Annotated in this window: 24 protein-coding genes; 15 read left to right on the forward strand and 9 right to left on the reverse strand. The window is 59.1% G+C overall.

Annotated elements, in window-relative coordinates; translation table 11 throughout:
- Positions 1-65: 65 nt before the first annotated feature.
- From phnC to dusA, 8 genes are all read left to right on the forward strand, one after another.
- Complete coding sequence (phnC, locus tag M8997_RS03015) at positions 66-899, forward strand: phosphonate ABC transporter ATP-binding protein (protein ID WP_250013515.1); 834 nt, start codon at positions 66-68, stop codon at positions 897-899.
- A gap of 69 nt (positions 900-968) precedes the next feature.
- Positions 969-1880 carry a phosphonate ABC transporter substrate-binding protein gene (gene phnD, locus M8997_RS03020; protein ID WP_250014380.1) on the forward strand — a complete coding sequence of 304 codons (912 nt, stop codon included), beginning with the start codon at positions 969-971 and terminating at the stop codon, positions 1878-1880.
- Between the two features lie 69 nt (positions 1881-1949).
- The gene (gene phnE, locus M8997_RS03025) at positions 1950-2918 is read left to right on the forward strand and encodes a phosphonate ABC transporter, permease protein PhnE (RefSeq protein ID WP_250013517.1); all 969 of its coding nucleotides are present in this window, start codon (positions 1950-1952) and stop codon (positions 2916-2918) included.
- On the forward strand, positions 2915-4252 hold the full coding sequence (gene phnE / locus M8997_RS03030) for a phosphonate ABC transporter, permease protein PhnE (RefSeq protein ID WP_250013519.1): 1338 nt from the start codon (positions 2915-2917) through the stop codon (positions 4250-4252). Before phnE (M8997_RS03025) ends, phnE (M8997_RS03030) begins: the two co-directional genes overlap by 4 nt.
- A 57-nt stretch (positions 4253-4309) precedes the next feature.
- The gene (locus tag M8997_RS03035; protein WP_250013521.1) at positions 4310-5017 is read left to right on the forward strand and encodes a DUF1045 domain-containing protein; all 708 of its coding nucleotides are present in this window, start codon (positions 4310-4312) and stop codon (positions 5015-5017) included.
- A 1-nt stretch (position 5018) separates the two neighbouring features.
- Entirely contained in the window at positions 5019-6155 is a 1137-nt protein-coding gene (locus tag M8997_RS03040; RefSeq protein ID WP_250013523.1) for an alpha-D-ribose 1-methylphosphonate 5-triphosphate diphosphatase, read from the forward strand.
- A complete protein-coding gene (gene phnN, locus M8997_RS03045; RefSeq protein WP_250013526.1) occupies positions 6155-6772 on the forward strand; it encodes a phosphonate metabolism protein/1,5-bisphosphokinase (PRPP-forming) PhnN in 618 nt (205 codons plus the stop codon). Before M8997_RS03040 ends, phnN begins: the two co-directional genes overlap by 1 nt.
- 230 nt (positions 6773-7002) lie before the next feature.
- A complete protein-coding gene (gene dusA, locus M8997_RS03050; RefSeq protein WP_250013527.1) occupies positions 7003-8019 on the forward strand; it encodes a tRNA dihydrouridine(20/20a) synthase DusA in 1017 nt (338 codons plus the stop codon).
- Between the two features lie 13 nt (positions 8020-8032).
- Here the strand turns inward: dusA and M8997_RS03055 are convergent, their stop codons facing one another.
- The 3 genes from M8997_RS03055 to cobS are packed head-to-tail and all read right to left on the reverse strand — an operon-like array spanning position 8033 to position 9762.
- Positions 8033-8737: a TIGR02281 family clan AA aspartic protease gene (locus M8997_RS03055; protein WP_250013528.1), complete on the reverse strand. Its 705-nt coding sequence runs from the start codon at positions 8735-8737 to the stop codon at positions 8033-8035.
- Between the two features lie 2 nt (positions 8738-8739).
- Positions 8740-8970 (reverse strand): DUF1289 domain-containing protein, encoded by a 231-nt coding sequence (locus M8997_RS03060; RefSeq protein WP_250013529.1) that lies wholly within the window; start codon positions 8968-8970, stop codon positions 8740-8742.
- A gap of 18 nt (positions 8971-8988) precedes the next feature.
- Positions 8989-9762 (reverse strand): adenosylcobinamide-GDP ribazoletransferase, encoded by a 774-nt coding sequence (cobS, locus tag M8997_RS03065; protein ID WP_250013530.1) that lies wholly within the window; start codon positions 9760-9762, stop codon positions 8989-8991.
- A gap of 112 nt (positions 9763-9874) precedes the next feature.
- Between cobS and cobT the strand changes: the two genes are divergently transcribed.
- Positions 9875-10894, forward strand: coding sequence for a nicotinate-nucleotide--dimethylbenzimidazole phosphoribosyltransferase (gene cobT / locus M8997_RS03070; RefSeq protein ID WP_250014381.1), 1020 nt, complete (start codon positions 9875-9877; stop codon positions 10892-10894).
- A gap of 39 nt (positions 10895-10933) precedes the next feature.
- Here the strand turns inward: cobT and M8997_RS03075 are convergent, their stop codons facing one another.
- On the reverse strand, positions 10934-11380 hold the full coding sequence (locus M8997_RS03075; RefSeq protein WP_250013531.1) for a DoxX family protein: 447 nt from the start codon (positions 11378-11380) through the stop codon (positions 10934-10936).
- Here M8997_RS03075 and M8997_RS03080 point away from each other — a divergent pair.
- From M8997_RS03080 to M8997_RS03100, 5 genes are all read left to right on the forward strand, one after another.
- On the forward strand, positions 11346-11855 hold the full coding sequence (locus M8997_RS03080) for a hypothetical protein (RefSeq protein WP_250013532.1): 510 nt from the start codon (positions 11346-11348) through the stop codon (positions 11853-11855). The two genes, M8997_RS03075 and M8997_RS03080, sit on opposite strands and share 35 nt — an antisense overlap.
- Positions 11842-12261, forward strand: a complete 420-nt coding sequence (locus M8997_RS03085) for a thermonuclease family protein (RefSeq protein ID WP_250013533.1) — start codon at positions 11842-11844, stop codon at positions 12259-12261. Before M8997_RS03080 ends, M8997_RS03085 begins: the two co-directional genes overlap by 14 nt.
- Positions 12258-12869, forward strand: coding sequence for a glutathione S-transferase family protein (locus tag M8997_RS03090; RefSeq protein ID WP_250013534.1), 612 nt, complete (start codon positions 12258-12260; stop codon positions 12867-12869). The genes M8997_RS03085 and M8997_RS03090 overlap by 4 nt, the downstream gene beginning before the upstream one ends.
- Positions 12832-13500: a uracil-DNA glycosylase family protein gene (locus tag M8997_RS03095; protein WP_250013536.1), complete on the forward strand. Its 669-nt coding sequence runs from the start codon at positions 12832-12834 to the stop codon at positions 13498-13500. Before M8997_RS03090 ends, M8997_RS03095 begins: the two co-directional genes overlap by 38 nt.
- A gap of 190 nt (positions 13501-13690) precedes the next feature.
- Positions 13691-14170, forward strand: coding sequence for an Lrp/AsnC family transcriptional regulator (locus M8997_RS03100; RefSeq protein WP_250013537.1), 480 nt, complete (start codon positions 13691-13693; stop codon positions 14168-14170).
- Positions 14171-14233: 63 nt separating this feature from the next.
- Here M8997_RS03100 and M8997_RS03105 read toward each other — a convergent pair whose 3' ends face one another.
- Positions 14234-15103 carry an NAD(P)-dependent oxidoreductase gene (locus tag M8997_RS03105; RefSeq protein WP_250013538.1) on the reverse strand — a complete coding sequence of 290 codons (870 nt, stop codon included), beginning with the start codon at positions 15101-15103 and terminating at the stop codon, positions 14234-14236.
- 60 nt (positions 15104-15163) lie between these two features.
- Here M8997_RS03105 and M8997_RS03110 point away from each other — a divergent pair, with 60 nt between their 5' ends.
- Positions 15164-17623, forward strand: coding sequence for a penicillin acylase family protein (locus M8997_RS03110; protein ID WP_250013539.1), 2460 nt, complete (start codon positions 15164-15166; stop codon positions 17621-17623).
- A 17-nt stretch (positions 17624-17640) separates the two neighbouring features.
- Here the strand turns inward: M8997_RS03110 and M8997_RS03115 are convergent, their stop codons facing one another.
- From M8997_RS03115 to M8997_RS03130, 4 genes are all read right to left on the reverse strand, one after another.
- Positions 17641-18261 carry a glutathione S-transferase family protein gene (locus M8997_RS03115; protein ID WP_250013540.1) on the reverse strand — a complete coding sequence of 207 codons (621 nt, stop codon included), beginning with the start codon at positions 18259-18261 and terminating at the stop codon, positions 17641-17643.
- 16 nt (positions 18262-18277) lie between these two features.
- Positions 18278-19108 (reverse strand): ABC transporter permease, encoded by an 831-nt coding sequence (locus M8997_RS03120; protein WP_250013542.1) that lies wholly within the window; start codon positions 19106-19108, stop codon positions 18278-18280.
- Positions 19105-19824: an ABC transporter permease gene (locus M8997_RS03125; protein ID WP_250013543.1), complete on the reverse strand. Its 720-nt coding sequence runs from the start codon at positions 19822-19824 to the stop codon at positions 19105-19107. Before M8997_RS03125 ends, M8997_RS03120 begins: the two co-directional genes overlap by 4 nt.
- Positions 19825-19950: 126 nt before the next feature.
- A complete protein-coding gene (locus M8997_RS03130; RefSeq protein WP_250013544.1) occupies positions 19951-20742 on the reverse strand; it encodes an ABC transporter substrate-binding protein in 792 nt (263 codons plus the stop codon).
- Positions 20743-20923: the final 181 nt, after the last annotated feature.

The raw sequence follows: 20923 nt of genomic DNA on the forward strand, positions 1-20923 counted from the left end.
ACAAAAGTGACATCGCGTCTTCATGAAACACCTCTAGGACTCCCGAGTACAATAGAGGTAGAGCCATGCTGAGACTTCAGAACGTCACCTGCCGCTTCGGAAAATTCGTGGCTATCGACGACGTGAACCTAGAGATACCGCAGGGCCAGATGGTGGGCGTCATCGGTCGATCGGGCGCTGGAAAATCGACCTTGCTGCGCATGGTCAACCGGCTGGTCGATCCGTCCGAGGGTTCCATCGTGTTCGACGGCGTCGACGTGGCAAAGCTGCGCGGCGCGCGGCTCCGCCGCTGGCAGCGCGACTGCGCGATGATCTTTCAGCAGTTCAACCTCGTGCCGCGCCTGGATGTCCTCACGAACGTCCTGCTCGGAAGGCTCAACCATCGTTCCACGGTAACAAGCTTCCTCGGCATGTTCTCGCGCCAGGAGCGGGCGATGGCGATCGCCGCCCTCGAACGGCTCGATATAGCCAAGACCGCCTTGCAGCGGGCAGGAACATTGTCCGGTGGTCAGCAGCAGCGCGTGGCGATTGCCCGGGCGCTGATGCAGGAGCCGAAAGTGGTTCTGGCCGATGAGCCGATTGCTTCCCTCGATCCGCGCAATGCTCAAGTCGTGATGCAATCGCTGCGCGATATCAATGAGCAAGAAGGGCTGACAGTTATCACCAACCTGCACACGCTTGATACGGCGCGCAATTTCTGCGAGCGGATCATTGGTATGCAAGCTGGACGTGTTGTGTTCGATGGATCGCCGGACGATCTGACGGAGGCGGCCGCCCGCCGCATCTATGGTGTCGATGGCGTCAAGGACGCTTATTCGGAGTCGATCACATCGACGAAAATCCGCGTGGACGCGCCGAAACCAATTCCGGAACTAGAGGCGATTCTGGCGGCGCGATAGGCGTCGCCCGCTCGCTTCAAATAGCAAAAGTCACATCAAAAACACCGTTTGACAGGAGAGAAGATCATGTTGTTCAAGAAGGCACTGCTCAGCGCCATCGCGCTCGGCGCAATGTTCGCCGGTTCGATTGCGCGTGCGGAAAACCTCGAAACCTTCCGCGTTGGCATCATCGGCGGCGAGAACGAAGCCGACCGGCTGCGCAATTACCAGTGCATCGTCGACCAGCTCCCCAAGGCGATCGGCGTAAAGGAAGTCAAGCTCTTCCCGGCGACCGACTATGACGGCGTGATCCAGGGGCTTCTCGGCGGCACGCTCGACTATGCCGAGCTCGGTGCATCCGGCTTTGCCAAGATCTACCTGACAGACCCGAAGGCGGTGGAACCCATCCTGACCACGATCCAGACCGATGGCGCCACCGGCTATTACTCGATCATGGTTGCCCGCAAGGATAGCGGGATCAAGACGCTCGCCGACGCCAAGGGCAAGAAACTCGGATTTGCCGATCCGGATTCGACGTCCGGCTACCTGATCCCGGTCACGTCGCTGCCCAAGGATATCAAGGCGCCGGTCAAGGAATATTTCGGTGAAACCGGCTTCGGCGGTGGCCACGAGAATCTCGTCCTGGCCGTCAAGGACGGCAAGTTCGATGTCGGCACCACCTTCGGTTCGGGCGTCGGCGACTTCAGCGAAGGCTACACATCCGGCAATCTGCGCAAGATGGTCGACAAGGGCATCATCGACATGAAGGACTTCGTCGAAGTCTGGAAGTCGCCTCTGATCCCGAATGGTCCGATCGTCGTGCGTACGTCGCTCGACGCCGACATGAAGTCGAAGTTCAAGAAATTCATGCTTGATCTGCCGAAGACCGATCCGGCCTGCTTTGCCGCCACCATGGGTGGGGATTTCAAGGCCTATACCGAGGTCAACACCGAGTTCTATCAGCCCATCATCGACGCTCGCAAGGCGCAGATCGGCGGCTGATATCGCCACTTCATCGACGGCCGGCGCTCTCCATGGCGCCGGCCGTAACGTCGTGCATCAAGGTGTTTCATGACTGACCGGACCGTACCAGACCTTAGCCCGGAGGGCTTGCAGATCGAGCGCCATTGGCGCGAACTCTCGGGGCGCCGCCGCGCCTATTCCTGGCTCATCGGTCTCGGCCTGTTGCTCGCCGTGTCGGGGTCGCTATGGTTCGCCAACGAGTCCAATGCAGGCAAATTTCTCGACAGATTGCCGCATTTCTTCGATTTTGCCGGCGATCTCATCCCGCGCGACGGCTGGGAGGTGTGGCGGGCGCTTTTCGACCTGCCGTCGCCCTATTTCGATGGAAGCCTGAAATATGACTACCCTGAGGGGCGGGTATACCTGTTCGGGCCGGTCTATCTCCCCGAATATTTCTACAAGATGCTCGAGACGCTGAACATCGCCATCGTATCGACGCTGGCTGGATTCGTGCTCGGCTTCCTCCTGTGTTTCCTGGCGGCCAAGAACCTCGTTCGCAACCGTTTTGTCCGTTTCGTCGTGCGCCGCTACATGGAAATATTGCGGGCGTTTCCCGAGATCGTGATTGCCGGTTTCTTCGCGGCGATTCTTTCGCTAGGCCCGATTCCGGCCATGCTGGCTGTCGGAATTCATACGATCGGCGCGCTGGGCAAGCTGTTCTTCGAGGTGGTCGAAAATGCCGATATGAGGCCTGATGAGGGGCTTCGTGCCGCCGGCGCCAATTGGTTCGAACGGGTCGGGTTCGGCATCATTCCGCAGGTCATGCCGAATTTCATCTCCTATGCCCTGCTGCGGCTGGAAATCAACGTGCGTGCATCGACGATCATCGGCGCCGTGGGTGGCGGCGGGATCGGCGAAGAATTGCGTCTGTCGATCGGCCGCGGTCACCAGGCAAAGACATTGGCCATCGTTCTCCTGCTTCTCGTGACAATCATCGTCGTCGATCAGTTTTCGGCCTGGCTGCGCCGCAAATTCGTGGGGGAGCAGGCCTTTGGCTTCGGAGGCAAACCAGCATGAGCGCTTCTGTTTCAATCGCGGAATATGAGAGCCGCTATCCGGAGGTGTTTCGGCCGTCGCTGTGGAAGCGTTTCGCGCCGCTGCTTATCCTGGCCGGGGTGATCGTCTATTTCATCTATTGCTGGTGGTTCTTCTCGGTCGGCTCGGTGCTGGCATCGGGGCAGTGGCAGCGGGCTGAATATTATGCGCGCGATTGGGTCTCCTATGCGGTGAGGGCGACTATCCGCACCAATTCTGCCCGGCCGACCATCTCCTATCCGCGGTTCTCGGAGCTTGGTGACAATCCCGACCCAGCCTGGATTGCGCAGCGGGACGGGCAGGCCATCGTCGATTTCGGTTCGGATTCGAGCCTGGCGATCCAGCGGGGACGCGTCGTCGTGAACCATGATGGCGAGACGCTGGAAGTGTTGACCGAATCGGACAAAGTCGTGCCGCAAGGGAATTTGCCTTCCTGGGCTACCGCCGAGGAGGATGAAGTCAGCGTGAATTTCGGTTTCGCCGGTCAGGCGGACATACTGGCGGAGCGGGTGGTCATCAGCCGGCGCTTCTTCGGCTGGGCCAATTTCGTATTCGATACGGCGTCGCCATTCTGGAACAAGTCCCTCGGCGAGGTGGCGTCGCTCATCGTCAGCGGAGAGCGTATAAAGCCGGAAATGTCCAATCTTGCGCTCGCCTTCGACAATGTCTGGTACAATTCCTCCTGGCAGCACGGCGATGTGTGGACCAAGCTCCTGCAGACCATCGTGATGGCCTTTGTCGGCACGCTTCTGGCCACGCTGTTGTCATTTCCGCTGGCGTTCATTGCTGCGCGCAACATCACGTCGAGCAGGCTGGCAAACCAGCTGACCAAGCGGTTCTTCGATTTTCTGCGTTCGGTCGATATGCTGATCTGGGCATTGTTCTTCACGCGCGCTTTCGGGCCAGGTCCGCTGGCAGGTATCGCCGCCATTTTCTTCACCGATACGGGCACGCTGGGCAAGGTCTATTCCGAAACCCTGGAGAACATCGACGAGAAGCAGCGCGAAGGCGTAAGGTCCGTGGGTGCGTCTCCTGTCAACGTCCAGCGCTATGGCGTCGTGCCCCAGGTCATTCCTGTGTTCGCAAGCCAGGCGCTGTATTTCTGGGAATCGAATACGCGATCCGCGACGATCATCGGTGCGGTTGGAGCAGGCGGAATCGGGCTGAAATTGTGGGAAGCGATGCGGACCAATACGAACTGGCACAATGTTGCCTATATGGTGCTGCTAATCTTGCTCGTAATCTTCATCTTCGACAATGTCTCGAATGCTTTGCGCTCCCGGCTGATGGGTGATTCGAGGACGCACCGCTCGTGATCACGCTGGTTGGCTGGTCTTGGGCAGCAGATGGCGAGGAGTTTTCAGAGGAACCAAATGCGCTACGCACTCTATTTCACGCCGCCCTCCAGCGATCCGCTGCTCAAGGTCGCGGCGAACTGGCTCGGACGCAATGCCTTCTCGGGCCAACCCGTTCGCGCGCCGCTTATTCGTGACCTGGCGCATGAGGCTTTCGAGAGGCTGGTGGAGGCGCCGCGGCGCTACGGCTTTCATGCCACGCTCAAACCTCCGTTTCATCTTGCGGAGGGGCTCGAAGAGCGCGAGCTATTATCGGATCTCATGCATTTTGCATCGTCGATCGAACCATTCGAGATTCCGCGATTGGAGATTGGCTGTATCGACGGGTTCTTTGCGCTGGTACCCGACGCGCCCGTTCCGGAGCTCAACCAGCTGGCCAATGATCTGGTCGTGGCGTTCGACCGCTTCCGCGCGCCGCCAAGCGAGCAGGAGATTGCAAGACGCCGACCGGAACGATTGAGCCAGGCCCAACGCGACAATCTCAAGCGGTGGGGTTATCCCTATGTGTTCGAGGATTTCCGCTTCCATATGACGCTGACCGGTCAGGTGCCGGAGCATGAGAGAGACAAGGTCGAGCGGCTCGTCCGGGATTTCATCGAGCCTGTACTGGAGGAGCCGGTGGAGGTTAACAATATTGCGCTTTTTACCGAGGCGGAGCCCGGTGCACCGTTCGAAGTACATTCCCTGCATCCGCTTGCAGGCACAAGAAAGAGAAAGTCCGCCTGAAATGCCCGAAACTGTTTTGAAAAATGCGAAAATCGTTCTGGAAAACGAGATCATCTCAGGCTCCTTGAGCTTCAAGGACGGCCTTATCCACGATATATCGACCACGACCAGCGTATCCGGCGACGATTTCGAAGGCGATTTCCTCATTCCGGGATTGGTCGAATTGCACACGGATCATCTCGAAGGCCATTACATGCCACGGCCGCGGGTACGCTGGAACCCGATCGCCGCGGTGCTTGCCCATGATGCGCAGATCGCGAGTTCCGGCATAACGACCGTGTTCGACGCTTTGCGGGTCGGGCTCGACGAGGATGCGGACATGACCGCTGCCGAGACGCGCAAGCTGGCCGACGCCATCGAGGACAGCGTGCATCAGGGCCGCCTTCGGGCTGATCACTATTTCCATTTGCGTTGCGAGGTCTCAGCCGAGGATTGTCTCGAAGGCTTCGGCCTTTTCGAGAATGACGAGCGGGTCAAGCTTGCTTCGCTCATGGATCATGCTCCCGGGCAGCGGCAGTTCGTCGATCTCGAGACCTATGCCTATTACTACCAGCGCAAGCTGAAGCTCTCGGACCCCGATTTCAAGCTCTTCTGCGAGAAACGCATGGCGCAATCGGCGGCGAATTCCGATCCGCAACGCCGCGCCATCGCAGAATTGTGCCGCAAACGCGGGATCGTGCTCGCCAGTCATGACGACGCCACGCAGGCGCATGTGGATGAGGCCATCGAACAGGGCATCCAGGTTGCTGAATTCCCAACGACGATCGAGGCTGCCGCCGCATCCAAGAATGCGGGCATGTCGGTGTTGATGGGCGCTCCGAATATCGTCAGGGGCGGCTCGCATTCGGGCAATGTGTCGGCGCGGGAACTGGTGGAGCACGGGCACCTCGATATTCTGTCGTCGGACTATGTGCCGTTCAGCCTGATCCAGTCGACATTCGTGCTGGGCGAGGCCAACGGGAATATCGGATTGCCAGAGGCGATCAAGCTCGTAACGAAGAACCCTGCCGAGGCTGTCGGACTGAACGATCGCGGCACGGTGGCCGTGGGCAAGCGCGCCGATCTCGTGCGGGTGCGCGTGGATGAGCATATTCCGGTCGTGCGGACCGTGTGGCGAGAAGGGCGGCGGGTGGCCTGATGACTATCTCGATCTCTACGCAGGCGGGCGCGGCATCAGAAACGGTCCATGGCGGGGTATTCGTCGCTGTCGTCGGGCCGAGTGGCGCGGGCAAGGACACGATCATCGACTATGCGCGCCGTTCGCTCGCGGAGGACCACCTTTTCCATTTCGTACGACGCGTCATCACGCGGCCATCGAATGCCGATGCTGAAGATCATGACACGATGAATGAGGCAGATTTCGCCAAGGCGAAGCTGGCGGGCGCATTTGCCCATCACTGGTCGGCCCATGGTCTGAGTTACGGCCTGCCGCAATCGGTCCAGGACGAAGTGGGGAAGGGATCAGTCGCCATCGCCAATGTCTCACGCGGTATCCTGCCGGAACTGAAGCGCAGTTATTCTCATTGCACGATCGTTCACATAACGGCTTCATTCGATGTTCTCGCCAGGCGTTTGGCGATGCGCGGCCGGGAAAATGCCGATGAAATCAAGCGCCGCTTGATGCGTGCAGCACCGAATGCCTGCGATCCGGATGATGCCATCATGATCAACAATTCGGCCAGTGTCGAAGAGGCGGGGGCGCGTTTCGTCGCGATCCTGAAACAGAGCGCGAAGCAGCCGGCGGCTATGGTCTAGGCCGACAGGTTCAATCCCAGCGCCTGCCGGTTGCTCTAACGCCGCCGGCGCTTCAGCGTTCCTTTCCGATCGTGGTTTCAGCCTTGATATCCCGCCCAGGGGGATCCAGACGAGCGAAGCTGGCGCGAATGCGTGATAAAGTGTATCCCCCAAGGAGCCTGGTGTCCGGTCTTGATATCCTGTTCCAGGACCCGACATGTGGCAAAGGATACGAGCAGAAGTTTTGAGTAATGGCCGAGCGCGAGAAAAAAGTGAAGGATTACAAGGCGAACCGTTTCGCCGTGGCACCTATGATCGACTGGACTGACCGCCATTGCAGGGTGCTGCACCGGCAGTTTTCCCGCCATGCCCTGCTCTATACGGAGATGGTCGTAGCCGATGCCGCGATCCACGGCGATCGCAATCGGATATTGGGGTTTTCGGACGTGGAGCAGCCTGTTGCCCTGCAATTGGGCGGCTCGGACGCGACGAAACTGGCCGAGGCGGCCCGCATCGGCGAGGCAATGGGATATGGCGAAATCAATCTGAATGTCGGTTGCCCTTCCGATAGGGTGCAGTCGGGAACGTTCGGCGCCTGCCTGATGAAGACGCCGGATATTGTCGCCGAATGCGTACGGGCCATGCGGCAGGCCGTCTCCCTGCCGGTAACCGTAAAGTGCAGGATCGGCGTTGATGATCAGGATGTGGAAAGTGCGCTCGACGATCTCGCCGGCATGGTCCACCGGGCGGGCGCCGACGCACTGTGGGTGCATGCCCGCAAGGCTTGGCTGAAAGGGCTGTCACCGAAGGAAAATCGCGAAATCCCGCCGCTGAACTATGACCGCGTCTACCGGTTGAAGCAAAACTACCCCGATTGGTTCATCGGTATCAATGGCGGCATCGAAACGCTCGAGCAGGCATCGCAGCACCTTGGCAAGGTCGATGGGGTAATGCTGGGCCGGGCGGCCTATCACAACCCGATGCTGCTCGCGGATGTGGATCGCACGATCTACGGGGATCCGCACCAGATTGGCTCCATGGATGACATAATCGAATATATGTGTGGCTATGCAGAGCGCCATATCGCGTCGGGAGGACGGCTTTCCCACGTTTCGCGCCATATGGTGGGCCTGTTTCACGGAGCGCCGGGAGCCAAGCGCTGGCGACAGCTACTGTCGACCGACGCGACTCGCCCGGGTGCCGGTAGCGATGTCATTCGCAGGGCATTCGAGGCTGTCCAGACTGCCTCGGTCGGCGAAGCTGCCTAGCCTATCAACCGAGTCAATCGGACAGGATCAGACGATCGCCGCGAACCGAAAACCCGCTCAAGGAACTGAGGAAATTCATCCCGAGCAGGCTTCCGTCCATGAGGCCGTCGCGTACGACGACCGCCCTTAGCCTGCGCCGCTCGATGTCGCCGACCTTCACGCTGTCCAGCCTGATATTCGCAGCCTGGGCCAGGCCGTTGGCCGTCATGACGGGGGTATTGTAGTCGAGCGCATCCGTATCGATGCCGGCCTGTCTGGCATCCTCGGCAGAAAGAACAATGGAGGAGGCTCCGGTATCGACCATGAATGGCACCGTCCGTCCATTCACCTCGCCACGAACCTCGAAGTGACCATTGCCTGCCTTGGCCAAGGTGACCGTGACTGCCCCATCCGCGCTCGTCGTCGATAGCGGGCTGCCGGGGATCAGGCCTGCGGTCACGCGGTTGGCCACGTCCTGCAATTCGTAGCGATATTGGTAACCGGTGACCAGGACGAGGATGATGACCACCCAAACGGCGAGGTTTCGTGCGATATGGCCAAGCGGGATGCCGGAGCCCAGAATTGCTGCGCCAAGCACGATTCCCCAGATGCCCATATAGGAGAGGCGGGCGAATTGATCATTGGCCAGTCCGAATGTCGAACCGGCATCATTATTGGCGACCAGCAGCAGGAGTACGCCGCCGATCAATGCGATCAATATCCAGAAGAGCCGCGGCATGATCAGTCCTCCAGCCTTTCCCGTGCAAGGCGGCGCCGTTTCGTTTCGCGCCGCGGAGGCCGTTCTACGTTTTCCAGCCGCGCCGGCAAGGCTGACATGATCTGCCTGCGGTTATCGGCGGACATGCTGATCCAATCCGAGATCTCCTGGCGCGTGCGGCCACAGCCAAAGCAGTAACCTGTCTTCGGATCAATGGCGCAAACCAGGATACAAGGGCTTTCAATCATGCTCATCGTTAAAGAGTGGGGCGCTCAAAGGCTGATGACAAGTCCAATTTGAAGTGCGATTGCGGAAACCTGCTGTATGGCGCCGAGCGTGTCGCCTGTCTGGCCGCCGATTTTCGCGCGGCAGATGGCTTGCAGTCCGAAATAGGCCAGCGCTGCGAGAATGCAGGCGGCAACAATGCCCGGGATGCCGCCGGCGACACCATATCCTACCACCAGGAAGGCGAACCCGATCAGAAGGGCGATATCAGCCTCGCGGCCGGTCGGAATGCCGGAACTGTCGGCAATGCCACCTGGCCGCACGGACGGCAAGGATTGCCAGAATTTTACCAGAACCGCGCGACTGGCGCTTTCTGTGGCGATGATGGCAAGCACAAGTTCAAAAAAGTCGAGTTCGTCGAGCAGTTCCGCGAGCAGGGCAATGCGCAATGACAGGCTGAGGATCAAGGCGATAACGCCGTAGGAGCCGACCGCGGAATCCTTCATGATCTCAAGACGGCGCTCGGTGGTTTGCCCGCCATAGAAGCCATCGGCCACGTCGGCCAATCCGTCCTCGTGCAGCGCACCGGTCGTGATGATCAGGGTGCCGACGACAAAGATCGCAACGACGAGTTCCGGCAGACCAAGGCTGCGCGTGCCTATCAATAGAACGAGGGCGGGGAGGGCAATCAGGGCACCGGCGAGGGGGAAGGCGCGGGCGTTGGCTGAAAGAGCGCTCCCTTCATGTCCAAACCAGCCTGGTCCGACCGGAATGCGTGAAAGAAAGGCCAGTGCACGCATCGTCTGAGAAAGTAGGTCCATTTTGCCACCGCTCCTGCCCGCGACATTGCGGGTCGGTCACAAGTCTTTGCGTTTTCCGCCGCAGCGCTTATAGGACGGGAGCTTCCGATTTGCCATGAAGAGTTGAAGGATTATCATGACCACTGGCCTTCCATTTGACGATTTTCGCACATTGATCGAAACCTTGCCGGGGCCTGACGACGCGGCGGTCGCTGCGGTGCGCAAACGGGATGCCATGTTGACGAAGCCGCCAGGCTCTCTTGGGCGCATGGAAGAGATCGTAGAATGGCTGGCCGCGTGGAGTGGTCGGCCGCAGCCGCAGGTTACACGCCCGCTGGTCGCCGTATTCGCAGGCAATCACGGCGTAACCGCCAAGGGAGTTTCACCGTATCCTTCCTCGGTCACCATGCAGATGGTGGAAAATTTCGCTGCCGGCGGCGCCGCGATCAACCAGATCTGCATCGCCCATGATCTTGGCCTCAAGATATTCGATCTTGCGCTTGAATATCCAACCGCCGACATCACTGAAGAGGCGGCGATGGACGAGAAGACCTGCGCCGCAACCATGGCATTCGGCATGGAATCGATTGCAGGCGGCACGGATTTGCTGTGCATCGGCGAGATGGGAATCGGCAATACCACGATTGCGGCGGCGATCTGCCTTGCCCTCTATGGAGGCGCGGCGGAAGATTGGGTGGGACCGGGCACCGGCGCCGATGTGGACGGCATGAAGCGCAAGGTCAACGCGGTGAAAACGGCCGTTGAACTGCATTCTGCTCACCTCAAGGACCCACTCGAGGTGTTGCGCCGGCTTGGCGGGCGTGAAATCGCTGCAATCGTGGGTGCGATTTTGGCCTGCCGCGTGGAAAAAATCCCGGTCATCATTGATGGCTATGTCGCAACGGCGGCCGCCGCAATTCTGCATGCTGCCAATCCGGAAGCCATCGATCATTGCCTGTTTGGCCATCTCTCGGCGGAGCCCGCACATGGCCGACTTCTGCAGAAGCTGGGTAAGGCGCCGCTGCTTGCCCTCGGCATGCGGCTGGGCGAGGGCACGGGCGCAGCCCTTGCCGCCGGCATCGTCAAGGCTGCCGCGCTGAGCCATTCAGGCATGGCCACCTTCGAACAGGCGGGGGTCAGCAACCGCGCCTAGTCTAGGACGAGGGGCCTGCCAGGCAGGCCCATCCCCCGCTCAGAATTGCCTGCCGATCTTGGCGTCGACAGCTTGGCTATTGGCACCGCGAATGAAAAAGAACACCGTGATGGCCATCCACAGCATGGATTTCTCTGCTCCACTCATGCCTTCGCCGCGCACGACCCAGTGAAAATAGATCGTTACGGCGAGGACGATGGATGTTGCGAAGGCGGCGGGACGCGTCAACAGGCCAAGCGCCAGAAGGATGCCGCCAAAGAACTCCGTCGCTGCCAGAAGGGGTGACCAGAACACGCCCGGGTAGAAGCCCAGGCCTTCCACCATGCCGACCGCGCCGAACGGATTGGCGATTTTTCCGGATCCGTGCACGACGAGCAGGAGACCCGCAACCAGGCGGAGCAGCGTCTCCGCACTTTCGCTCAGCGGCGCATAGAAGCGCCCGAGCGCCGGTATGATCAGCGAATTGTTGGTTTTGGTTTCGGCCATGAAATACCCCTTGATGCGGAATTGGTTTCCGCAGCAATGGCAAAAGGTCGCGCCTGCGGCAAATAACGATGAATTGATGTCGCAAGGCTGGCTTGGCCACCGCCTGCGCGATGCCGCCGAGCGCGGCGTGAATTGCTGTTGTGTGACATCCTTGTTCATAAATGATCAAAACCACGCCGAATCGGTGTTGAATGCGGACGGCGTCCAGTCAGGCGGGGGGAAAAACGATGGGCCGCAGATATGGCAACGGCCGCAGGCGATATCGCGCCCCGAGCCCTCGTCCCTCCATGGGGCGGAGACTCTGGGACATCTTGCTCGCAGTTGTGCTGTTGGTCCTGATCGCCGTCCTCGTGGTCAGGCTCGATCAATCGCCGAAAACCGTGACGCCAAGCGCGGCGCTTACCGGCAGGGCCTATGTGATCGACGGGGACACGATCTCGATAAACCGGATCCATATTCGATTGAAGGGCATTGACGCACCGGAACTGAAACAGACATGCGGCGCTGCAGCCCGGCCGTGCGGACAGGAGGCGAGGCAAAGCCTGATTCGCCTGATCGGCGGCAGGGATGTCCGTTGTTCGGAAGAAGGCCGGGATCGCTATGATCGGGTGCTTGCAATATGTCTTTCGGGCGAAACAGAACTCAATCGTTCGATGGTTGGCACCGGACAGGCTGTCTCCTATGGTGACTACGGTGGCGCCGAAATGGAGGCGCGTGCCAAATCGCTGGGACTTTGGAAAGGTGATTTTGAACGACCGAGCGACTGGCGCAGGCGCAACCAGGAGGTGGTTGACGATTTTGATCAACCGGACGATGCGGCTACGACGCCGCTTGACCGACTGTGGAATTGGTTCGTTACGATGATGGGAGGAACAAGATGAAGCTCTATGACGGCGGCCGCGCGCCTAATCCCCGGCGGATACGCATGTTCCTGGCCGAAAAAGGCATTGAATTGCCGTTGGTCCCTGTCGATATGTCGGGGATGCAGCACCGGTCGCCTGAGATTGGTGCGCTCAACCCATTCCAGCGGCTTCCCATTCTGGAACTGGATGATGGGACGATCATCACGGAGACAGTTGCAATCTCACGCTATTTCGAGGAACTGCATCCCGAGCCGCCGATGTTCGGCGTAGATGCGCTTGACCGGGCGCTGGTCGAGATGTGGCAGCGGCGCGTCGAACTGCACGTCTTCGTGCCGATTTCATCCGCGTTCCGCCACACTCATCCGGCAATGGTCGAGTGGGAAGTGCCGCAAATTCCCGCATGGGGCGAGGCCAATCGTGAGAAGGCCAAGGACGCGCTGCGGGTGATGAATGATCAATTGGCGACGCATGAATTCATCGCCGGGGACCGCTATACCATCGCCGACATTACGCTGCTCGCAAGCGTCGATTTCATGAAACCGGCAAAGATCGCGATGCCCGACGACCTCGCCAATCTGCGCCGCTGGTATGAAATGGCTTCGAACCGTCCGAGCGCGAAGGCTTGAGTTGACTGAACGTGACCAGGATCTCGCCGCCTTGGCGGCTCGTATCAGGAGTTGCAGAATCTGCCGCGACGCACCGCGACACGCTCCGCCGCTCGCCTTCGAGCCAAATCCAGTCTGCGTGGCATCATCCGAAGCGCGAATTTTGATCAGCGGGCAGGCACCCGGCATTCGCGTCCACGATACCGGCATTCCATTCAACGATCCGTCCGGCGACAGGCTGCGCGACTGGCTGGGAGTGGACAGGTCGATCTTCTACGATTCGAACAATTTCGCCATCGTGCCCATGGGCTTCTGTTTCCCGGGATATGATGCCCTGGGGAGCGACCTGCCGCCAAGGCGCGAATGCCGCGAGACGTGGCATGATGCGCTGTTTGCGCTAATGCCCCAGGTGGAACTCATTCTCGCCATAGGGCAATATGCGCAGGCCTACCATCTCGGCTCGAGACGGTTGTCCGGCATGACCCGGACGGTCTCGAACTGGCGCGAATATTTCTACCAGGGCGATCGACCGGCGATATTGCCATTGCCTCACCCCTCATGGCGCAATAGCGGATGGTTGAAGAAAAACCCCTGGTTCGCGCAAGACGTGCTGCCAGTTCTCAGGCAGACGGTGCAAAATCTAATATCCTAGCAAATGGTGCGAATTTTTTTCGCTTTGTGGAAACAATAGAATAATTTTCTTGTACGTCCGCAGTTTATCAGCTCATAAAGTATCCCATTCCACAGCTGGTGTTTGCATTCGCAAATACATGCGTATCGAAGAGCAGAGTTGAAAAGTTTTGCTGCATGGATTTCTTCTTGCAGTATGGGGATGACAAGGCATGGACAGACTTGACCGAAAAATTCTTCGCCTTCTGCAGGAGGATGCGACGCTTGCCGTCGCCGATGTTGCAAAAAAGGTAGGGCTTTCGACAACGCCATGCTGGCGGCGCATCCAGAAGCTGGAAGAGGATGGCGTGATCCAGCGCCGTGTGGCGATCCTCGATCCGGTGCGGGTGAATACGCGGGTGACGGTCTTCGTCTCGATCAGGACGGGTGCGCACAATAATGAGTGGCTGAAGCGCTTCTCGGAAGTCGTGCAGGAATTTCCCGAGGTGGTGGAGTTCTATCGCATGAGCGGCGATGTGGACTATCTGCTGCGGGTCGTGGTGCCGGACATTGCGGCCTACGATGCCGTCTACAAGCGGTTGATCAGCAAGATCGATATCCGCGACGTGTCTTCCGCCTTTGCCATGGAGCAGATCAAATATACGACGGAACTGCCGCTGGACTATATGAGCATCGAAAAGGAATCGTCCTGAGCTGGAACGCTGCAGGAACTGCCTTGCATGTGTGAAGGCAGTTCCTGGGACGACGCTGCGCGGTTATTTCTCCAGCCGTGCCAGGAGCGACGACGTATCCCAGCGATTGCCGCCCATCGTCTGAACCTCTTTGTAAAACTGGTCGATCAGCGCGGTCACCGGAAGCTTGGCGTCGTTGCGGTCGGCTTCCGCGAGGCAGATGCCGAGGTCCTTGCGCATCCAATCGACGGCGAAGCCAAATTCGTATTTGCCCTGGTTCATCGTCTTGTGCCGGTTTTCCATCTGCCAGGAGCCAGCGGCACCCTTGGAGATCACTTCGACGACTTTCTCGATGTCCAGGCCTGCCTTCTTGCCGAAATGGATACCTTCAGCGAGACCCTGAACGAGGCCCGCGATACAAATCTGGTTGATCATCTTGGTCAATTGCCCGGCGCCGGCATCACCCATGTGCCCCACCATCTTTGCGAAGGATTCAATGATCGGCTTCGCCCGGTCGAAGATTTCCGCTTCGCCGCCAACCATCACCGTCAGCGCGCCGTTTTCCGCCCCGGCCTGGCCGCCTGAAACCGGCGCATCCAGAAAATGAAAGCCCCGCTTCTTCGCCTCGTCATTCAGTTCGCGTGCCACTTCCGCCGAGGCCGTGGTATTGTCGATGAAGATGGAGCCTGGTTTCATCGAATGGAAGGCGCCATTTTCGCCTATGGTGACCGAACGTAGATCATCATCATTGCCGACACAGCAGAAGACATAATCCTTGTCGCCGGCGGCGTCGCGGGGCGTTGCCGCGGCAAGGCCGGAAAATTCGCCAGCCCATTTCTTGGACTTTTCAGGAGTGCGGTTGAAGACGGTAACATCGTGACCGCCACGGGTCTTCAGATGACCCGCCATCGGGTATCCCATGACGCCAAGACCAATAAAAGCAACGCTTGCCATTCCGCAGTATCCTCTATCTTATGAGCTTTTCATGAAGTGCAGGTTTGGGAGGTTAGAATATTGCGGCGTCTCATCAAAGGGCTGTTGTGGATTGTTTTTTCCCTTGTACCTCTCATTCTGATCGCTTCCGTTCTCGCCTATATCTGGATCACCCGCTCCGTTACCCCATCCGAGGGCCAAGCGGCGATCGCTGGCCTCGCTGCACCGGTGACGATCACGCGAGACAAGAACGCCGTGCCGCATATTGTCGGGAATACGGTCGAGGATGTGTTCACAGCGCTTGGCTTCGTGCATGGCCAGGAACGGCTATGGCAGATGGAGGTGTCGCGGATGGCCGGGCAGGGCCGGCTTTCCGAACTCTTCGGGGAGACGACGATACCGACAGATCGTTTCATCAGGAGCCTTGGCGTCTACGAATCGGCGCAAAAATCGGCCGATGCGCTGGATCCCGCCGACAGGGCCAAGGTGGAAGCCTATGTGCGCGGGGTCAATGCCTTCATAGACGCGCCAGGCCCGTCCTTCGGGGCGAAATTTTCGCCCGAATTCGTCATTCTTGGCCATCGTCCGGAGAAATGGACGCCGGCGGATGTCATCGTCACCTTGAAACTCATGTCGATCACGCTCGCTGCCAATATCGATGACGAGATCCTGCGGCTGAAATTCGCGCGGCTGGGGATGAGCGATGCCGAGATGCTCGATCTCCTGCCGCCCGTTGCCGCAGACACGCCCCCGCCATTGCCCGATCTGCGCGCCTTGCTTGGCCTGCCCAGTGGTGCGCTCAGGGCCGGAGCCCGCGATAGCGAGGCTCAATATGCCGCCTTGGACGACATCATGGCCAGCGGTGCTTCCAACAATTGGGTCGTCGGCGGCGCGCGCACGGAGAGCGGCAAGCCGATACTTGCGAACGATCCCCATCTTGGCCTGACCGCGCCGGCCGTCTGGTACCTCGCGCATCTGCAGGTCAAGAGTGGCGATGGCACCTCCAGAAATCTCGTCGGTGTAACGTTGCCGGGTGCACCGCTGGTCCTGCTCGGACGCAATGACCGTCTTGCCTGGGGTTTCACCAATACGGGCTCAGATGTGCAGGATATCTTCATAGAACGGGTAAATCCGGCAAATTCGGATGAATACCAGACGCCTGAGGGGTTTGCTGCGTTCGGCAGGACGGCGCAACGCATCAGAGTGAAGGGAGGGGAGCCGGTTACCTTCGACCGGCAGACGACCCGACACGGCCCGGTTCTGCCGGCAGACTATCGCGGACTCGATAGCTACCTGCCTGAGGGCACCGTCGCTGCTCTGTCGTGGACTGCTCTGGCCGAAGACGACAAGACGATTGCCGCTGGCTTCAGGCTGTGGGATTTCGCAAGCGTCACGGAGTTCCAGGAGGGGATGCGCGATTTCGTGACGCCCATGCAATCCATCGTCATCGCCGATATCGATGGAAATATTGGCATGATCGCGCCAGGAAGGGTGCCGATGCGCGATCCGGCGAACGCAATAATGGGACGGGCGCCATCGCCCGGTTGGGACGCGACCTATGACTGGAAAGGTTTTATCCCCTACGAAGCCCTGCCGCGCGCATTCAATCCCGCCGAGAATATCTTGGCCACGGCGAACACCAAGATCGTCGGTCCTGACTACCCGCACTTCCTGACGTTCGACTGGGACGAGCCCTGGCGGCTGGAGCGCATAAAATCGCTTCTCTACGGTGCCAGCGGCCAGACACTCGAGACCAGCCGGAAGGCACAGGGAGACGTGCGGTCGGAGGCCTATGCCACGCTCATGCCGGTATTCTTGAGCGTCAGAGGGCGGAGCGATGTCGACGTCGACGTCCTCGATAGGCTTTCGAAGTGGAACTTCGAGGAAGACAGAGGCAAAACTGAGCCACTCATATTCAATGCCTGGTTGCGCGCCGCCACAAAGCGGATATTGGAGGACGATCTGGGACAGGCATTTCCTTCGTTCTGGCAGGCCCGCGCTGGAGCGATGCTGCGCTGGCTCGGCACCGCTCCTTCGCGCGATTGGTGCGATGACGGCCGGACGGCAGTGAAGGAAAGCTGCGGGGATATTCTGGCCTTGTCGCTGGCGGATGCAATCAAGGACCTCCAGACGCGGCTGGGTTCCGACCGGTCGAAGTGGACATGGGGCGCATTGCATTATGCTTATGGAGCGCACAGGCCGTTCGCGCAGGTCAGCCCGCTGGATCGCTTCTTCGATGTCACGGTTCCGGCCTCAGGTGGCGCCTATACGCTTGACCGCGGCAAATCCGCTTTCAGCGATGAGAACAACCCTTATCGGGCGACTCATGCCAGCAGCTATCGCGGGCTGTTCGATCTGGCCGATCTGGAACGCTCCACCTACATCCAGACGACGGGGCAGTCCGGGAATGTATTCTCGCAGAATTACCGTGACTATGCTGAACGCTGGTCCAATCTTGAAGCGATCACCATCCCGACGCGGGAGTCCGGATACGAGGATGGCCGTATCGGTGTATGGCAGCTCAGCCCCGGCAACAGGTAGAATATATCGATGACGCCTCAGCTGAGAGGTGTCATGACCGTCTTCTGATAGGCCGGGCGCAATTTGAGGCGCTCGTACCAGGCTGCAAGGTGAGGCAGCTCAGGACGTTCTATCGGCATTTCGAACCAGCCATAGGCGAAGCAGCCCGCCGGCACATCGCCGATGCCGAACTCGTCTCCTGATAGATAGGGCTGGGAGGCAAGAGCCTCGTCGGCGATGGCAAGGATCTTGCCGCAGCTATCGAGACCCCGCTCAAGCGCAGCCTGATCCCTCTGATCCGGCCCATATCTTACGACATTCCAGAACACGTCACGGAACGGTGCAGCGACTGTGGAGGTCGTCCAATCCATCCATCGCTCGGCCTTGGCCCGTTCGGCCGGATCATTGATGAACAATGTCGAAGGCGCATAGCGTGCGGCGAGATAGCGGACGATCGTGTTGCTTTCCCAAAGAGTTAGGTCGCCATCTTCCAGCGTGGGAACGAGGCCGTTGGGGTTCTTGGCGCGGTATTCGTGGTCGGAGACGATGCCGAAGGTACCTCCCGCCGGAATGTTCTCATAGTCCAGCCCTGCCTCTTCAGCAGTCCACAGCACCTTCTTGACGTTGGTCGAGTTGGTCCGGCCCCATATCTTCAGCATTCGGTTCTCCGAGGTTTTAGCGTACGAGATGTCTCGTGATCTGCCTTTCCATCCAGTCCCAGAGATGGCGGAGCAGTTCCACCAGAATGAGATAGATGATGGCGGTCCAGAGATAGGTCTGGAAATCGAACGTGCGGGAATAGGCGAGCTTGGTGTAACCCATGAGGTCGTAGACCGAGATCAAGGCAACGATCGCCGACCCCTTGATCATGAGAATGACCTCATTGCCATAGGGCCGCAGTGCGACGACCAGCGCCTGGGGCAGAATGATCTTGCGGAATGTGACCGATTTCGGCACGCCGAGCGAAGCTGCACCCTCCCATTGCCCGAGCGGCACGCTGCGGATCGCTCCACGCAGGATTTCCGCCTGGTAGGCAGCCGTATTCAACGCAAACGAAAGCAGGGCGCAGAACCAGGCCTCGCGGAAGAACACCCATAGCCCGATCGCCTGAAGCTCCTTGTTGAACGAGCCGACGCCGTAATAGATCAGGAAAACCTGCGCCAGGAGCGGTGTGCCGCGAAAGAAGTAGACGTAGAAATAGGCGAGGGTGGCGAGAATGCGGTTGCTGCTCATCCGTCCCATCGCGATCGGTATGGACAGGATGGCACCTATGAAGACCGACGAGAGAACCAGAATGACCGTCGTTATCAGGCCATCCAGATAATCGGGTCCGTAGCGCGCTACGAGATCGAAGTTCCAGGCGCTGTAGAGGTAATAGGCCAGCCCAAGCGCGATAGCGGCCCAGAATCCCACCAAGATATGACCGAGGATGCGCGTGCGCGTCCAGCGGCGCACTGGCGGTGGCGGACGCATGGCTGCGCTGGAGACTATTGCGCTGTCGCTCATCGTTTTGTTGCTCCGCTGTTTCGCCCCGCCCAATTGTCGATCCCGCTGATGACGATGGACGACAGTATCGCGAGCGCGAGATAGATGAGACATGCGGTGCCGTAGAAGAGGAAGGCATGCTTGGTGACACGCGCTGCCACTGCCGTCTGGCGCAGGATGTCCGCGAGTCCTATGGCCGAAACCAGAGCGGTATCCTTCAATAGTACCATCCACAGATTGCCAAGGCCGGGCAGGGCGATGTGGATCAATTGCGGAAGGATGATCTTGCGCATCGTCTGCCAATTCGACAGGCCGATTGCGTAACCACCCTCGTATTGTCCCCTGGGAATGGCCCGGAAGGCCGAAAGGAACACCTCGCTCGCGTAGGAGGAGAACACCGTGCCCATGGCGAACATGCCGGCGATGAAGGAATTGATTTCGATGGCGCCGCCATAGCCGAGCAATTGTCCCAGCTTCTGGATGCCGATCTGGGCGCCATAATAAACGAGGAAGAGGGTGAGGAGTTCGGGCAGCCCGCGGAATATCGTCGTGTACAGATTTGCAGCCAGTTTGAGCGATGGCTCTTCCGACTGCTTGCCCAGGGCGACGAAGAACCCGATGGCCAGCCCAACGGGCAGGGTCGCTACGGCCAGGGAGATGGTGACGAATATACCCTGGACTATGCTTGGGCCCCATCCGCCTTCGCCAAAACCCAGTAGCGCTATTGAGCCTTCCATAGGCAACTTTCGTAGTTTTTGCGGAACGCCCCATCGACACCCGTTCTTGGTGTCCGTCCCGTCATTTGCATAGGATCAGCAGATGGCGACAGCGCGCCACCCGCCAGGTCGAGCCGCAAAAGCGGCTTAATTATCAGCGCCGTAGACGTCGAACTTGAAGTACTTGTCGTTGATTTCCTTGTACTTGCCGCTCGCGCGGATAGCGGCAATGGCCGTGGAGAACTTGTCTGCCAGCTCCGTATTGCCTTTCTTCACGGTGACACCGGCGCCCGGGCCATGGATCGCGACATCAGGCGTGATCAGGCCGAGCAGCTTGCAGCAAGCACCTGCTTCGCTGTCGAGCCACTGGGTAAGCACGACGGAATCGTCCATCACGGCGTCGATGCGGCCGTTGGAGACATCGAGCTTATATTCGTCGGCAGTCGGATACATCTTGATTTCCGACTCGCCATACTTCGCCTCGGCAAAGTTGGAATGGCTCGTCGAACCCTGTACGCCCAGCGTTTTTCCCTTCAGGGATTCCGGCGTAATGTCCTTTATCTCGGAGTCCTTGGGTACGGCGATTGCCGGTGGCGTGTTGTAATATTTCTTGGAGAAATCGACCTTTTCCAGCCGCTCGGGCGTAATGGACATCGACGCGATCACGGCATCGAACTTTCCTGCCTGCAGTGCGGGGATCATACCGTCCCAATCCTGGGTGACAAAGGTACAATCGGCCTTCATCTCCTCGCAAAGCGCCTTGCCGATATCGATGTCGAAACCTTCGAGCTTTCCGTCCGGCGTCAAATTGTTGAAGGGAGGGTAGGCGCCCTCGGATGCAATCGTCAGTTTCAAGGCGTCCTGTGCCTGCGCTGCTCCCATTGTCAACGCCAATGCGGCGGCCGAAATTGCCAGTGTTAGACGCTTATTGATACGCATGTCTGAACCTCTCTTTTATGACCCGACTGTTCCCCTGTTCTTATGGACAGTTTCCGGGCTGGTCGCAGGTGTTACTGCTACTGGCGGAATATTCCCACTAGTTTTTGCGTAAATGCAACGGGAATCGTTTCCGCTCTAAACAATTCTGATGAGAATATCGTGCCCGGATGCGTCACCTGCG

It is taken from the genome of Phyllobacterium sp. 21LDTY02-6 (assembly GCF_023554255.2).
Taxonomy (GTDB): domain Bacteria; phylum Pseudomonadota; class Alphaproteobacteria; order Rhizobiales; family Rhizobiaceae; genus Phyllobacterium.

Coding starts and splice junctions, on each gene's coding strand:
- phnC (WP_250013515.1), top strand. CDS start 66: ATGCTGAGACTTCAGAACGTCACCTGCCGCTTCGGAAAATTCGTGGCT.
- phnE (WP_250013517.1), top strand. CDS start 1,950: ATGACTGACCGGACCGTACCAGACCTTAGCCCGGAGGGCTTGCAGATC.
- phnE (WP_250013519.1), top strand. CDS start 2,915: ATGAGCGCTTCTGTTTCAATCGCGGAATATGAGAGCCGCTATCCGGAG.
- M8997_RS03035 (WP_250013521.1), top strand. CDS start 4,310: ATGCGCTACGCACTCTATTTCACGCCGCCCTCCAGCGATCCGCTGCTC.
- M8997_RS03040 (WP_250013523.1), top strand. CDS start 5,019: ATGCCCGAAACTGTTTTGAAAAATGCGAAAATCGTTCTGGAAAACGAG.
- phnN (WP_250013526.1), top strand. CDS start 6,155: ATGACTATCTCGATCTCTACGCAGGCGGGCGCGGCATCAGAAACGGTC.
- dusA (WP_250013527.1), top strand. CDS start 7,003: ATGGCCGAGCGCGAGAAAAAAGTGAAGGATTACAAGGCGAACCGTTTC.
- M8997_RS03055 (WP_250013528.1), bottom strand. CDS start 8,737: ATGCCGCGGCTCTTCTGGATATTGATCGCATTGATCGGCGGCGTACTC.
- M8997_RS03060 (WP_250013529.1), bottom strand. CDS start 8,970: ATGAGCATGATTGAAAGCCCTTGTATCCTGGTTTGCGCCATTGATCCG.
- cobS (WP_250013530.1), bottom strand. CDS start 9,762: ATGGACCTACTTTCTCAGACGATGCGTGCACTGGCCTTTCTTTCACGC.
- M8997_RS03080 (WP_250013532.1), top strand. CDS start 11,346: ATGATCAGCGAATTGTTGGTTTTGGTTTCGGCCATGAAATACCCCTTG.
- M8997_RS03075 (WP_250013531.1), bottom strand. CDS start 11,380: ATGGCCGAAACCAAAACCAACAATTCGCTGATCATACCGGCGCTCGGG.
- M8997_RS03090 (WP_250013534.1), top strand. CDS start 12,258: ATGAAGCTCTATGACGGCGGCCGCGCGCCTAATCCCCGGCGGATACGC.
- M8997_RS03095 (WP_250013536.1), top strand. CDS start 12,832: ATGAAATGGCTTCGAACCGTCCGAGCGCGAAGGCTTGAGTTGACTGAA.
- M8997_RS03100 (WP_250013537.1), top strand. CDS start 13,691: ATGGACAGACTTGACCGAAAAATTCTTCGCCTTCTGCAGGAGGATGCG.
- M8997_RS03105 (WP_250013538.1), bottom strand. CDS start 15,103: ATGGCAAGCGTTGCTTTTATTGGTCTTGGCGTCATGGGATACCCGATG.
- M8997_RS03115 (WP_250013540.1), bottom strand. CDS start 18,261: ATGCTGAAGATATGGGGCCGGACCAACTCGACCAACGTCAAGAAGGTG.
- M8997_RS03120 (WP_250013542.1), bottom strand. CDS start 19,108: ATGAGCGACAGCGCAATAGTCTCCAGCGCAGCCATGCGTCCGCCACCG.
- M8997_RS03125 (WP_250013543.1), bottom strand. CDS start 19,824: ATGGAAGGCTCAATAGCGCTACTGGGTTTTGGCGAAGGCGGATGGGGC.
- M8997_RS03130 (WP_250013544.1), bottom strand. CDS start 20,742: ATGCGTATCAATAAGCGTCTAACACTGGCAATTTCGGCCGCCGCATTG.